Source organism: Neisseria sp. HMSC055H02, from assembly GCF_001813335.1.
Lineage (GTDB): Bacteria > Pseudomonadota > Gammaproteobacteria > Burkholderiales > Neisseriaceae > Neisseria > Neisseria sicca_C.
Window position 1 is genome coordinate 4,835 of sequence record NZ_KV812062.1, and the last position, 13,973, is coordinate 18,807.

Here is a 13,973-nt window from a genome sequence, read left to right on the forward strand (position 1 = left end):
GGTCGTCTGAAAGTTTCAGACGACCTTTTTGCAAGCAGCTTGATAACATATTAAAACCATATCCCAAGCCTGCCGAAATATGCCATAATAGCCACGCAGCGCGCTTTTGTGCCGCATTCGAAAAGAAAAACCTAACCTACAAGAGAATATCCCATGACTAGCAAAGCCACCATTATCTACACCCATACCGACGAAGCCCCCGCGCTGGCGACCCAATCCCTGCTGCCGATTGTGCAGGCGTTTACCCGCCATGCCGGTATCGAAGTCAAAACCAGCGATATTTCCCTGTCCGGCCGCATTCTGGCGGCGTTCCCCGAACATCTGACCGAAGCGCAGCGCGTACCCGACGCGCTTGCCGAGTTGGGCGAACTGGTGAAACAGCCCGACGCCAACGTGATCAAACTGCCGAACATCAGTGCGTCCGTACCGCAACTGACCGCCGCAATTAAAGAATTGCAGGCCAAAGGCTTTGCCGTCCCCGACTATCCCGCCGACCCGCAAACCGATGAAGAAAAAGCCGTGCGCGAACGTTACGACCGCATCAAAGGCAGCGCGGTCAACCCCGTTTTGCGCGAAGGCAACTCCGACCGCCGCGCGCCTAAAGCAGTGAAAAACTTTGCGAAAAAAAATCCGCACAGCATGGGCGCATGGACCAAAGATTCCAAAACCCACGTTGCCACCATGCAAAGCGGCGACTTTTTCCATAACGAACAATCCGTTACCGTACCCGATGCGACTTCCGTATCCATCGTGTTCACCGACAAACAAGGCAACAAGAAAGAGTTACGCGAGCCCGTCGCCCTGAAAGCCGGCGAAATCATCGACGCGACCGTGATGAGTAAAAAAGCCCTGCTCGCCTTCCTTGCCGAACAAGTGCAAGACGCGAAAGCAAAAGGCGTTTTGTTCTCGCTGCACATGAAAGCCACCATGATGAAAGTGTCCGACCCGATTATCTTCGGACACGCTGTCAAAGTGTTCTTCGCGCCTGTTTTTGAAAAATTCGGCGACAAACTGGCTGCCGCCGGCGTCAACGTCAACAACGGCTTCGGCAACCTGCTTGCCAATCTGGACAAACTGGATGCGGACACCCGCGCTGCCGTCGAAGCCGAAATTGCCGCCGTTTACGCCGCCAACCCTGATTTGGCGATGGTCGATTCCGACAAAGGCATTACCAACCTGCACGTCCCCAGCGATGTTATCGTCGATGCTTCCATGCCTGCGATGATCCGCAATTCCGGCCGTATGTGGGACAAAGACGGCAAAGCGCAAGACACCAAAGCCGTGATTCCTGACAGCAGCTACGCAGGCGTTTATCAAGCAACCATCGACTTCTGCCGCGAACACGGCGCGTTCGATCCGACAACCATGGGTACAGTACCCAACGTCGGCCTGATGGCGCAGGCGGCCGAAGAATATGGTTCGCACAATAAAACTTTCGAAATCGAAGCCGACGGTCAGGTTCAAGTCATTGATGCGGCAGGCAAAGTCCTGATGCAGCACGACGTTGAAGCAGGCGACATCTGGCGTATGTGCCAAACCAAAGACGCGCCCGTCAAAGACTGGGTACAACTCGCCGTCAACCGCGCCCGCCTGAGCAACACGCCCGCCGTGTTCTGGCTCGACGAAAACCGTCCGCACGATAAAAGCCTGCTTGCCAAAGTCAACGCCTACCTTGCCGAACTGGATACCGACGGCCTCTACATCCGCGTCCTCGCGCCCGAAGAAGCCGCCAAGTTCAGCTTGGGTCGTCTGAAAAACGGCGAAGACACCATTTCCGTAACAGGCAACGTCCTGCGCGATTATCTGACCGACCTGTTCCCGATTTTGGAACTCGGCACCAGCGCGAAAATGCTGTCCATCGTTCCGTTGATGAACGGCGGCGGTATGTTTGAAACCGGCGCGGGCGGCTCCGCACCGAAACACGTCCAACAGTTCCTCGAAGAAAACCACCTGCGCTGGGACTCGCTGGGCGAATTCCTCGCACTCGCCGTATCGTTTGAACATCTGGCGCAAAAAACCGGCAACACCAAAGCCCAAGTCCTCGCCGATACGCTGGATGCCGCCACCGAAAAACTGCTGTTGAACGACAAATCGCCCAAACGCAAAGCAGGCGAACTCGACAACCGCGGCAGCCATTTCTACCTCACCCTCTATTGGGCGCAAGAACTGGCGGCGCAGGATAAAGACGCGGAATTGAAAGCGGCATTTGCGCCGTTGGCCAAATCGTTGGCGGAAAACGAAGCCAAAATCGTTGCCGAGCTTTCCGCCGCACAAGGCAAAACAGCCGACATCGGCGGCTACTACGCCCCCGACGCCGCAAAAGCCGCCCAGGCCATGCGCCCGAGCGAAACGTTCAATCAGGCATTGGCAAAGCTGTAAAAGCATTACGGTAAAGTTGTAAACATGAAAGGTCGTCTGAAAACCTGTATTTAAAGGTTTTCAGACGACCTTTTTGGTACTTAGCTTTTATACAGTTCTTATTTTTCGTCCTTGCAACGCCGGCTGAAAAACTGGTTTTGAATTTTACCGACGCTTTGCCAATCTCTCTTTCTTAGGGTTTCCAATAAATCCCCGCTTACGTGGAAATAATGAGGCTGGTGGCGGAAAAGGCGCTCAAAATAAACGAGCCTTGCCATTTGCTATAAAAACCGGACTCAAGAATCCTGCCTACGGATGAAAAGGGCTGTGATAAAATCTTTGCGTTTTCACCATCCCTTTCAGACGACCTTTTTATGTTGAACCCATCCCGAAAACTCGCCGAACTTGTCCGTATTTTGGAAGAGGGCGGCTATATTTTTGCCGGCGATCCCGTGCAGGCAACGGAGGCGTTGCGGCATGTCGAGGGCGGCGTGGAAGGAAAAATCATCCGCCGCGCGGAGATGATAGACAGAGACCGCAGGCTTCGGCATACCTTGGAACAAGTGCGGACCGGGTCGTTTTGGCTGTGGGTCGTGGCGGCGACAATGATGTTTAGCGGCGGCTTTTCCGGCACTTACCTTCTGATGGACAGCCAAGGGCTGAATTTTTTCCTGATTTTGGCAGGCGTGTTGGGCATGAATACGCTGATGTTGGCGGTATGGTTGGCAACGTTGTTCCTGCGTGTGAAAGTGGGGCGGTTTTTCAGCAGTCCGGCGACGTGGTTTCGGGGTAAAGACCCCGTCAATCAGGCGGTGTTTCGGCTGTATGCGGACGAATGGCGGCAGCCTTCGGCGCGTTGGATTGCCGGCGCGACTTCGCACAGTCTATGGCTCTGCACCCTGAGCGGGATGTTGGCGTCGGTATTGCTGCTGCTTTTGGTGCGCCAATATACGTTCAACTGGGAAAGCACACTGTTGACCAATGCCGCTTCGGTGCGCGCGGTGGAGATGCTGGCATGGTTGCCGTCGAAACTCGGTTTCCCTGCGCCCGATGCGCGGGCGGTGGTCGAAGGTCGTCTGAACGGCAACATCGCCGATGCGCGCGCATGGTCGGGCTTGTTGGTCGGCAGCATAGCCTGCTACGGCATCCTGCCGCGCCTGCTGGCTTGGGCGGTGTGCAAAATCTTTTTAAAAACAAGCCAAAGCAAGCTGGATTTGGAGAAGCCTTATTATCAGGCGGTTATCCGCCGTTGGCAGAACAAAATCGTCGATGCGGACACGCGTCGGGAAACCGTATCCGCCGTTTCCCCGAAAATCACCTTAAACGACGCGCCCAAGTGGGCAGTCATGTTGGAAACCGAATGGCACGAAGGCACATGGTTTGCGGGCAGGCTGGCGCAGGAATGGCTGGATAAAGGCGTGGCGGCGAATCGTGAAGAAGTTGCCGATTTAGAGGCGGAATTGAAACAGAAACCCGCCCAGCTCCTCATCGGCGTGCGCGCGGAAACCGTCCCCGACCGCGGCGTGTTGCGGCAGATTGTCCGGCTTTCGGAAGCGGCGCAGGGCGGGGCGGTGGTACAGCTTTTGACGGAACGGGCGCTTTCAGACGACCTGTCCGAAACATTGGACCACTGGCGCAACGCGCTGGCAGAGTGCGACGTGGCATGGCTGGAACCTGACAAGGCGGCGCAGGAAGGTCGTCTGAAAAACCAATAACGTACTTGAAATGTTTTGTTAAGCCGCCATCCTGAAAAAGGTCGTCTGAAAATCCATTCTCTCAAAATATGATGAACAACCAACCCCTTTCCCTCGCCGTCGTCGGGCACACCAATACCGGCAAAACCTCGCTCCTGCGCACCCTGTTGCGCGACAGCGGGTTCGGCGAAGTCAAAAACGCTCCGTCCACCACGCGCCATGTCGAAGAAGCCGCGATTACCGACGGCGCCGACACGCTGCTGTACCTGTACGATACGCCCGGACTCGAAGATGCCGGCGGCGTTTTGGATTGGCTGGAAACCCATACGGATGCCCGTGCCGACGGCATCGAGCGGCTGCAAAAGTTCCTCGACAGCCACGGCGCGCATCATGATTTCAACCAAGAAGCCAAAGTGCTGCGGCAGCTTTTGCAAAGCGACATGGCGTTGTACGTCATCGACGCGCGCGAACCCGTACTCGACAAATATCGGGATGAATTGACCATCCTTTCATGGTGCGCCAAACCGGTTATGCCCGTGTTCAACTTTACCGGCGGACAACTTCCCGAAGCGTGGACAACCATGTTGGCGCGTCGCAATCTCCATGTTTTCGCAGGGTTCGACACTGTCGCCTTCGATTTTGAAGGCGAATTGAACCTTTGGAACAAGCTCGCCACCATGCTGCCGCAACACGACATCATCGACCGTCTGACCGCTTCCCGCCGCTGCGAATGGACGCGTCTGGACAAAGAAGCGCGGCACGAAATCGCAGGTTTCCTGCTCGATGTGGCAGCCTTCACGCAGGAAATCGACGAAAACGACGACCCCGCGCCCGTCCTGCAAACCATGCAGGCAGAAATCCGCCAGCTCGAACGACAGATGCAGCAGCGGCTGTTTGCCCTCTACCGCTTCTACCACAGCGAAATCGACGGCGGCGACTGGGTACCCAAAGCCTTCCATCAAGATCCGTTCGACAGCGAGTTGCTCAAACAATACGGCATCCGTACCGGCACGGGCGCAGCAACCGGCGCACTCATCGGCTTGGGGCTGGACATCGCCACGCTCGGCGGTTCGCTCGGCTTGGGTACGGCAATCGGCGGCTTTTTGGGCGGCATCCTGCCCAATACCCGCACCATTTCCGACAAGCTCACCGGCCGCCAAACCTTACACACCGACCCCGAAACCCTTACCCTGCTTGCCGCCCGCGCCCTCGATTTGCTCCACATCCTGCAAACGCGCGGCCATGCGGCGCAATCGCAAGTCGAGTTGCACAGCCGCAAAGCGCCCTGGACGCCGGACAAACTCCCGTCCGAACTCAACAAAGCGCGCAGCAGGTGGAAATGGTCGTCCCTCAACACCCACCTCCCCGAAACCAGCCGCGCCGAACGCGAGGAATATACGGAAAGTTTGAGTAGGAAATTGGGCAGATAAAAAATCAAAGGTCGTCTGAAACCTTAACTCAAGGCTTTCAGACGACCTTTGCCATATTGGCAACTTCACCTACTCTACTAAGTGTAGCGGGTTGAAAACCCAAAGTGTCGCAATGTGGACTTTACCTGCGACAATACAATACCGAATTGAAAAAGGTCGCCTGAAAGTCGGAATATAGGTTTGAGGAAACTTGCTATATCCGTTTTCAGACGACCTTTTTACAAAGACAGCGCATTGCGCCGTCAAACTTTCGTGTAACGAGACAAACCCAAATCATCGCTGCGGATTTCGGTTTCCTTACCGCAGACTATATCGGCGGCCAGTTTGGCAGAGCCGAGCGACATGGTCCAACCCAAAGTCCCGTGTCCTGTGTTCAAAAACAAGTTTTCCAATGGTGTTTTGCCGATAAGCGGCGTGCTGTCGGGCGTCATCGGCCGTAACCCGCTCCAAAATTCCGCCTGCTGCAAATCTCCGCCGCCCGGGAAAAGGTCGTTGACGACCAATGCCAAAGTAGCACGGCGTTTTTCGGATAAATGCAATCCGTAACCTGACAACTCCGCCATACCGCCGACGCGGATGCGTTTGTCGAAGCGGGTAATGGCAACTTTGTATGTTTCATCAAGAACGGTGGAAACCGGCGCTTTTTCATCATGAACGATAGGAAGGGTCAGTGAATAGCCTTTTACCGGATAAATCGGCAAATCCCAGCCCAAATCCTCCAAAACCGTTCTGCTGAAACAGCCTAAGGCGCATACGAATGCGTCTGCCCCGAACTGTCCTTGGTCGGTTTCAACGGCAGTAATGCGGTGTCGGTCGTGTATGATGCGGCGTATGTGATGTCCGAATTCAAAACGCACGCCTTTCTGTATGCACAAATCGCGCAGTTTTCGGGTAAACAGACGGCAATCGCCGGTGGCATCGGCAGGAAGGTGCAATCCGCCTGCGATTTTAGGTAAAGCATGGTGTAGCGCGGGTTCGAATTCCAAACATTCTTCAGGTTTCAGACGACGTAGGAGAACGCCGTAACGTTCTAAAACGGCAATGTCTTTTTCAGCCGCGGCAACTTCTTTTTGCGTGCGGAAGATTTGCAAAGTCCCCTTGTTTCTACCCTCAAAATCAATGTTTTCCTGTTCTTTAAAAAGACGGAACATTTCACGGCTGTATTCTGAAATCCGAACCATCCTCTCTTTATTGATCTGATAACGCTCCGCCGTACAGTTGTCCAGCATTTGTTTGAGCCAGCGGATTTGAAACAGGCTTCCGTCGGGTTGAAAAATTAAGGGCGAGTGTTGCTTGAACATCCATTTCAAGGCCTTGAGCGGAATACCCGGAGCCGCCCAAGGCGTCGTGTAGCCGTAAGAGAGCTGCCCTGCATTGGCAAAGCTGGTTTCCATTGCCACATCGTCGGCGCGGTCGATGACGGTTACGTCATGCCCTTCGGAAGCCAAATACCATGCGGCTGAAACTCCGGCGATACCTGCGCCCAAAACAATCAGCTTCATATCTTCTCCTTAAAATTTAAATTATTTTTGATTATGAATGGCTAGTTTAGGATATTTTTATTAGAGATATTCACTTTATTTTTAATAATTTCGTATGTATTATCCCTATTTAATGACATTCAAAAGGAAAAGCATCATGAAAGAACTGGATAAAACCGATCTGAAAATTTTAAAATTTCTGCAACAAAACGCCCGGATACCGATGACGGAGCTGGCGGAGAAAGTGAGGCTTTCGACTACGCCTGTTACCGAGCGCGTCAAACGGCTGGAGCGCGATAATTTCATTACCGGCTATCACGCCCGCCTCAATCCGAATTTATTGGGCAAAGGATTGTTGATTTTTGTCGAATTGAAGCTGCGTTCGAAGTCAGGCAATATTTTTGAAGATTTTCGTCGGGAAGTCATGAGGATTCCGCAAATTTTGGAATGCCACTTGGTATCGGGCGAATACGATTATCTGATTAAAGTCCGCCTGCCCGATATGTCGGCCTATCGGGATATGTTGGGCAATATTTTACTGCACCTGCCTGCCGCGGCGGAAAGCCGAAGTTATGTGGTGATGGAGGAAGTAAAAGAAGAAACGGTATTGGATTTGGATTGAGTGTAGGACAGAAGCCAAGATTAGAATAATTACACTGGTAGATAGTAGATAGGGAAATATGAAATATTGTAACTTCTTTGCTTATATCATTAGATTGAAAGAAAAAAGCAAAAAAAATGCACACATCAATAAGATGTGTGCCAAGTCTACAAAGGAGAAATAGAGGAGAAACTATTAACTGACTACTCGAACCAGCTAACGGGACGAATTATGCGCTTTAAGCGGAAGTAATGCAAGTTTTTTCTTGTAAAGTTTCTCTTTGATTGTTGTATTTTTGTATTTTGTAGTTATATTCCATGAAGTATAAATAAATTAGGAATAACCCTTTGGCAAAATCAGGCTCTTTCATTCAAAGGGAAAAGGCCGTCTGAAAACCCTTTCCCCTTAAAGGAGGGCGGTTTTCAGACGACCTTTTGCCTTAATCGTTCAAACCGGTTTTATTCTTCGTCGCCCGCATCGCTGATGCTGATGCTGTGTTCCATCCTGCTCGGGTGGACTTTCAAGCCGCCGCAGCCGGATTTCTCGGCGGACAGGCGGTCGAGGTAGGCTTGGTCGATGTCGCCGGTTTGATAGATGCCGTTGAAACAGGACGAATCGAAGGACTCGATTTTCGGATTGAGTGCTTTAACGACGGCTTCCAAATCGCTCAAATTTTGGAAAACGATGCCGTCCGCGCCGATTTCGGCGGCAATTTCCGCCGCGCTGCGCCCGTTGGCAATCAATTCTTCGCGCGTGGGCATGTCGATGCCGTACACATTGGGATAGCGTACTTCGGGAGCGGCGGAGGCGATATAGACTTTGCGCGCGCCTGCTGCGCGTACCATTTCGACGATTTCGCGGCTGGTCGTCCCGCGCACGATGGAATCGTCCACCAGCAATACGCTTTTTCCTTCAAACTCGGTTTCCATCGGGCTGAGTTTTTGGCGCACGGACTTTTTGCGCGTCGCCTGACCGGGCATGATAAAGGTACGGCCGATATAGCGGTTTTTAATCAAACCTTCGCGGTAAGGTTTTTTGAGGTGGACGGCAAGTTCCATCGCGCTGGGCCGGCTGGTGTCGGGAATGGGCATCACGACGTCGATGTCGTCCACGGGCAGCTCGCGTTTGATTTTTTCCGCTAAGGACACGCCCATATCCAAACGCGATTGGTAAACCGATACGCCGTCGATTACGGAGTCGGGACGGGCAAAATAGACGTATTCGAAGAGGCAGGGGCTGAGTTTGGCGCGGTCGCTGCATTGACGGGCAATCAGTGTGCCGTCAAAGCCGACAAACACCGCTTCGCCCGGTTGGATATCGCGTTCCAAATCGTAGGCAAGCGCATTGAAGGCAACGGATTCGGAGGCGACGGCATAGGATTTTCTGCCTGCCTCGTCGGTTTGCGAACCCAACACCAGCGGGCGGATGCCGTAAGGATCGCGGAAAGCGAGCATGCCGTAGCCCGCAATCATGGCAACCACGCCGTATGCGCCGCGCACCAGGCGGTGGACTTCGGCAACGGCGTTGAAAATATTGTCGATATTGAGCCGGTGGGGATTGGCGTTTTTAGAGACTTCGCGGCGCAATTCGTGCGCGAATACGTTGAGCAAGACTTCGGAATCGGAGCTGGTGTTGACGTGGCGCAGGTGTTTGTTGCACACGTTTTCATACAGTTCGGCGGTATTGGTGAGGTTGCCGTTGTGTGCCAACACGATGCCGAAAGGCGAGCTGACGTAGAAAGGTTGCGCCTCCGCGCTGCTGCCCGCGTTGCCCGCCGTAGGATAACGGACGTGGGAGATGCCCGCGTTGCCGATCAAATCGCGCATATTGCGTGTGCGGAACACTTCGCGCACCATGCCTTTGCCTTTGTGCATGTGAAACGTGCCGCCCTCGGCCGTTACAATGCCCGCCGCATCCTGCCCCCTGTGTTGCAACATCTGCAAACCGTCGTACAGAAGCTGGTTTACCGGCTCATGGCTGACCAAACCTAATACACCGCACATATCGTCTTCTCCGAATTCGAGGTTAACTTGGAAACTAGAATTATAGAATAAATCGGACAAAGTTGCCCAAATTGTTGACAATATTTTCATGTCAACCCCAAAAATACGGAAACGTCGTCTGAACAAACGGCTGGAGTTTTTCAGACGACCTTTGCGGCAGACCATCCCTATTTCAATATACAATAGCAGCTCAAACCCTATTCCTACCACACCATGACCGCCAACCGCACCCTCATCATCTCCGTCTTCATCGTCGCCAGTTGCGGCCTCGCCTACGAACTCATCATCGCCGCGCTGGCGAGCTATCTTTTGGGCGATAGCATTTTGCAGTTTTCTTCCGTCATCGGACTTTATCTTTTCTCGATGGGCATAGGCGCGCACCTGACCCGCTACATCAAAGACGAAGACGTGTTGCACCGCTTTATCGAAATCGAACTTCTGGTCGGCATCATCGGCGGCATTTCCGCGCTGGCATTGTTCGTCGCCTTCGGACTTTCCGCCGCCCCGTTCCGCACCCTGCTCTATGCCTTCGTGCTGATTGTCGGCGCAGTCGTCGGCATGGAAATCCCGTTGGTCATGCGCGTGTTAAACCGCAAAGGCGCGGAGTTTAAAGAACTCGTTGCCAAAGTCCTGACCTTCGACTATCTGGGCGCACTCGCCGTTTCCTTGCTCTTCCCGCTTCTACTCGCCCCCAAACTCGGCATGGCGCGTTCCGCCCTCTTGTTCGGCATCCTCAACGCCGCCGTCGCCTACCTGACCGCACGCGTATTCAAAGCCGAACTGCCCCGCTACCGCGCCATCCGCCTGCGCGCGCTGATTGTCTTGTCCGTCCTCGCCGCCACCTTCGCCTACGCCGACCGCATCTCCTTCAAAGCCGAACAAAGCTATTTTGGCGACCCCGTCGTCTATCAAAGCCACTCGCCCTACCAGCGGCTCGTCGTGACCCGCTGGAAAGATGACACCCGCCTCTACATCAACGGCAACCTGCAATTCTCCTCGCGCGACGAAGCCCGTTACCACGAAGCCCTCGTCCTGCCCGCCATGCAGATGGTTCAAAACGCCTCCCGCATCCTCATCCTCGGCGGCGGCGACGGATTGGCGGCGCGCGAAGTCTTGAAATACCCGCAGGTCAAACACGTTACCCTGGTCGATTTAGACCCCGACATGACCGCCACTTTTAAAACCTCTGCCACCTTAAGCGCGCTCAACCAAGGCTCGCTGTCCCACCCCAAAATGCACATCGTCAACGACGATGCCGCCAAATGGCTGGAGGGGTCGTCTGAAAAATTCGACGTCATCATCATCGACCTGCCCGACCCGTCCAATTTCTCACTGGGCAAACTCTACTCCGTCCCCATGTACCGCCTCGTCGCCCGCCATCTTCAGCCGCAGGGCAAAATCGTCGTCCAGTCCACCTCGCCCTACTTCGCCCCCAACGCCTACTGGTCGGTCGTCGCCACCCTCGAAGCCGCCGGCCTTTCCACCGCGCCTTATCACGTTTACGTCCCCTCCTTCGGCGAATGGGGATTTGTGTTGGCAGGCTTCGATAAACAATTCCCCGTCCCGCAGAAATTCGACGTCCCTACGCGTTATCTGAACGCCCAAACCGCCGCCGAAATGTTCCGCTTCCCGCCCGACATGGCAAGGCGCAAGGTCGAGCCGAATTATCTGAACAACCAAATCCTCGTCAGCTATTTCGAAAGCGACTGGCACAACGTCATCCGTTGAGCTTTTTCTCAAAACAAAGGTCGTCTGAACATTTTCAGACGACCTTTTGACTACCGGCTTTCAACTCTTACTCTTATTTTTTCGAGTTTGCCAACCCAAAGTCGGGCTATAGCTAAATTATAGTAGATTAAATTTAAACCAGTACGGCGTTGCCTCGCCCTTAGCTCAAAGAGAACGATTCTCTAAGGTGCTGAAGCACCAAGTGAATCGGTTCCGTACTATTTGTACTGTCTGCGGCTTCGTCGCCTTGTCCTGATTTAAATTTAATCCACTATACTTTCTTTCAGATACGCAATTTACCAGTTGTCGTCATTCCTGAGCAGGCGGCAATCCATTTTTGAAATTCAGAAACTGTTTTTCAAACCAAGGTTTCTCAAGTTTTACGATGGACTCCCGCCGTAGCCTGTCCTCGCGTAGGCGGGGGCGGGAATGACGGAATTTAATGATATGCCGGAATTAAAATTAATTATGTTTGCTAGATTCGGACGACCTTTCGAATAAGATATCACAGCATGGGCTTTGCCAGCGAAAACTTTCCTTCCCGCCGTCTGTCCGACTGCAGCAATCTGGAGACACAGCCTGCACCACGACAACTTTTCAAACGGCCTTCCAACCCGCCCCTAAAGCGAACGATTGCGTCCCGCGTTCGCCCGAGAAAACCGTTGTTCTCAAAATCCAAAAGGTCGTCTGAATTTTTCAGACGACCTTTCTTCCTGTACATCCTTCCTTACCTGCACTCATACCCAAAAATCGCGCGGCGGGTCGAGGACGGGTTTGACGATGCCGGTGCGGACGGCGAAGTCGCCGAAGCCTTCGTCGTCAAGGCGGTTTTGCGCCCAGTTACCGACCCAGCCGTCGACGATTTCGAGGATTTCGGGTTCGGTGATGTTTTCTTTAAAGAGGCGCGGGATGCGGGTGCCTTCGCGGTTGCCGCCGGCGTAGAGGTTGTAGCGGCCGACGGCTTTGCCGACCAAGCCGATTTCGGCGAGCATGGCGCGGCCGCAGCCGTTGGGGCAGCCGGTGACGCGCAGGACGATGTATTCGTCTTCCAAGCCGTATTTGGCGAACATTTCGTCGATTTTGTCGGAGAACGACGGCAGGAAGCGTTCGGCTTCCGCCATCGCCAGCGGACAGGTTGGCAGGGCGACGCACGCCATGGAGTTTTCGCGCTGGATGGTGATGGATTTGCTGATTAAGCCGTGTTCTTTGGCGATTTTGTCTATGGTGTCTTTCAGCTCGGGCGGGACGTTGGCGACGACGAGGTTTTGGTTGGCGGTCAGACGGAAGTCGCCGGGATGGATTTTGGCGATTTCGCGCACACCGGTTTTCAACGGCCTGCCGGGGTAGTCGAGCAGGCGGCCGTTTTCGATGAACAGGGTCAGGTGCCAGTTGCCTTCGAGGCCTTTAACCCAGCCGATGTGGTCGCCGCGATGGGTGAAGGCGTAGGGGCGGATGGGTTCGAACTTGATGCCCATGCGCTTTTCGACTTCTTCTTTGAATACTTCGACGCCGACGCGCTGGAGGGTGTAGCGGGTGCGGGCGGCTTTGCGGTCGCTGCGGTTGCCCCAGTCGCGCTGGGTGCTGACGACGGCTTCGGCGGCGTTGAGGGTGTATTCGAGGGGGACGAAACCGAATTCGTAGGAGGTGTTGGGGTAGGTTTTGGTGTTGCCGTGTTCGCTGGACAGCCCGCCGCCGACAAGGACGTTGAAGCCGACGAGTTTGCCGTTTTCTTCGATGGCGACAAATCCTAAATCGTTGGAATGAATGTCCACATCGTTGTCGGGCGGGATGACGACGGCGGTTTTGAATTTGCGCGGCAGATAGGTTTTGCCCAAAATCGGTTCGATGTCGTCGGCGATTTCTTTGTTGCGCGGTTCGGTCGGTTCGGTGGTGAACACTTTTTCGCCGTCCAGCCAGACATCGGCGTATGCCATAGTGCGCGGCAGGAGGTGCATACTGATGCGTTTCGCCCATTCGTAGGCTTCTTGGTGCAGCGGGCTTTGAACGGGATTGCTGGTGCAGAGTACGTTGCGGTTGACGTCGCTGGCGGTGGCGATGGAATCGAGGCCGAGTTTGTGCAGGGACTGGTGCGCCAGCTTCAAATCGGTTTTTAAAATGCCGTGGTATTGGAAAGTTTGGCGGTTGGTCAGGCGGATGGAACCGTAAATGGTGTGGTCGCCGGCAAATTCGTCTATGCCCAGCCACTGCGCCGGCGTGATGATGCCGCCGGGCAGGCGGCAGCGCAACATCATGTTTTTTAAGGGTTCGAGTTTTTGATCGGTACGCTCGGCGCGGATGTCGCGGTTATCCTGCTCGTACATGCCGTGGAAACGGATGAGCTGGAAATTGTCGGCGGTAAAGCCGCCGGTAAAGTCGTCGGTCAAATCGTCTTTGATGGTACCGTGCAGATAGTCGCTGCGGTCTTTCAGGGCTTCGTTGCCGGAAAGCGGGGTGTCGGGCAGTTTGGCGCGTGGGTCGGCGGTGGTAGTCATAGGGTGCTCCTTATTCTCAGTTTGGAGCTACTTTAATCAGGTCGTCTGAAAATGGGAAAGAATGGTTTGTTCGATTTAAAGATGATTTCGTTATATCCAAAAGATTACCTGTAATGTAGGGGCACACTGCACCAAATAGAAAAAAGGTCGTCTGAACATTGAACTGCACCCCAAAAGTTGGACATC

Annotated in this window: 8 protein-coding genes; 5 read left to right on the top strand and 3 right to left on the bottom strand. The window is 54.0% G+C overall.

Annotated features, from left to right (window positions below; all coding sequences use genetic code 11):
- Positions 1–153: 153 nt before the first annotated feature.
- The 3 genes from HMPREF2907_RS00590 to HMPREF2907_RS00600 all read left to right on the top strand — a co-directional run bounded on the left by HMPREF2907_RS00590 (position 154) and on the right by HMPREF2907_RS00600 (position 5,482).
- Entirely contained in the window at positions 154–2,379 is a 2,226-nt protein-coding gene (locus HMPREF2907_RS00590) for an NADP-dependent isocitrate dehydrogenase (protein ID WP_070679119.1), read from the top strand.
- Positions 2,380–2,732: 353 nt separating this feature from the next.
- Positions 2,733–4,073, top strand: coding sequence for a DUF2868 domain-containing protein (locus HMPREF2907_RS00595; RefSeq protein WP_070679120.1), 1,341 nt, complete (start codon positions 2,733–2,735; stop codon positions 4,071–4,073).
- A gap of 71 nt (positions 4,074–4,144) precedes the next feature.
- Positions 4,145–5,482 (top strand): DUF3482 domain-containing protein, encoded by a 1,338-nt coding sequence (locus HMPREF2907_RS00600; protein WP_141754375.1) that lies wholly within the window; start codon positions 4,145–4,147, stop codon positions 5,480–5,482.
- 242 nt (positions 5,483–5,724) lie between these two features.
- Here the strand turns inward: HMPREF2907_RS00600 and HMPREF2907_RS00605 are convergent, their stop codons facing one another.
- Entirely contained in the window at positions 5,725–6,984 is a 1,260-nt protein-coding gene (locus HMPREF2907_RS00605; RefSeq protein WP_070679122.1) for a D-amino acid dehydrogenase, read from the bottom strand.
- A gap of 136 nt (positions 6,985–7,120) precedes the next feature.
- Between HMPREF2907_RS00605 and HMPREF2907_RS00610 the strand changes: the two genes are divergently transcribed.
- Positions 7,121–7,585 (top strand): Lrp/AsnC ligand binding domain-containing protein, encoded by a 465-nt coding sequence (locus HMPREF2907_RS00610; RefSeq protein WP_083310624.1) that lies wholly within the window; start codon positions 7,121–7,123, stop codon positions 7,583–7,585.
- 437 nt (positions 7,586–8,022) lie between these two features.
- Here the strand turns inward: HMPREF2907_RS00610 and purF are convergent, their stop codons facing one another.
- Positions 8,023–9,567, bottom strand: a complete 1,545-nt coding sequence (purF, locus tag HMPREF2907_RS00615; RefSeq protein WP_070679123.1) for an amidophosphoribosyltransferase — start codon at positions 9,565–9,567, stop codon at positions 8,023–8,025.
- A 213-nt stretch (positions 9,568–9,780) separates the two neighbouring features.
- On the opposite strand from purF, the gene HMPREF2907_RS00620 reads away from it, so the two are divergent.
- Complete coding sequence (locus HMPREF2907_RS00620; RefSeq protein ID WP_070679124.1) at positions 9,781–11,295, top strand: polyamine aminopropyltransferase; 1,515 nt, start codon at positions 9,781–9,783, stop codon at positions 11,293–11,295.
- Positions 11,296–12,032: 737 nt separating this feature from the next.
- On the opposite strand, the gene cysI is transcribed toward HMPREF2907_RS00620, so the two are convergent.
- Positions 12,033–13,787 (bottom strand): assimilatory sulfite reductase (NADPH) hemoprotein subunit, encoded by a 1,755-nt coding sequence (gene cysI / locus HMPREF2907_RS00630; protein WP_070679126.1) that lies wholly within the window; start codon positions 13,785–13,787, stop codon positions 12,033–12,035.
- Positions 13,788–13,973 lie beyond the last annotated feature (186 nt).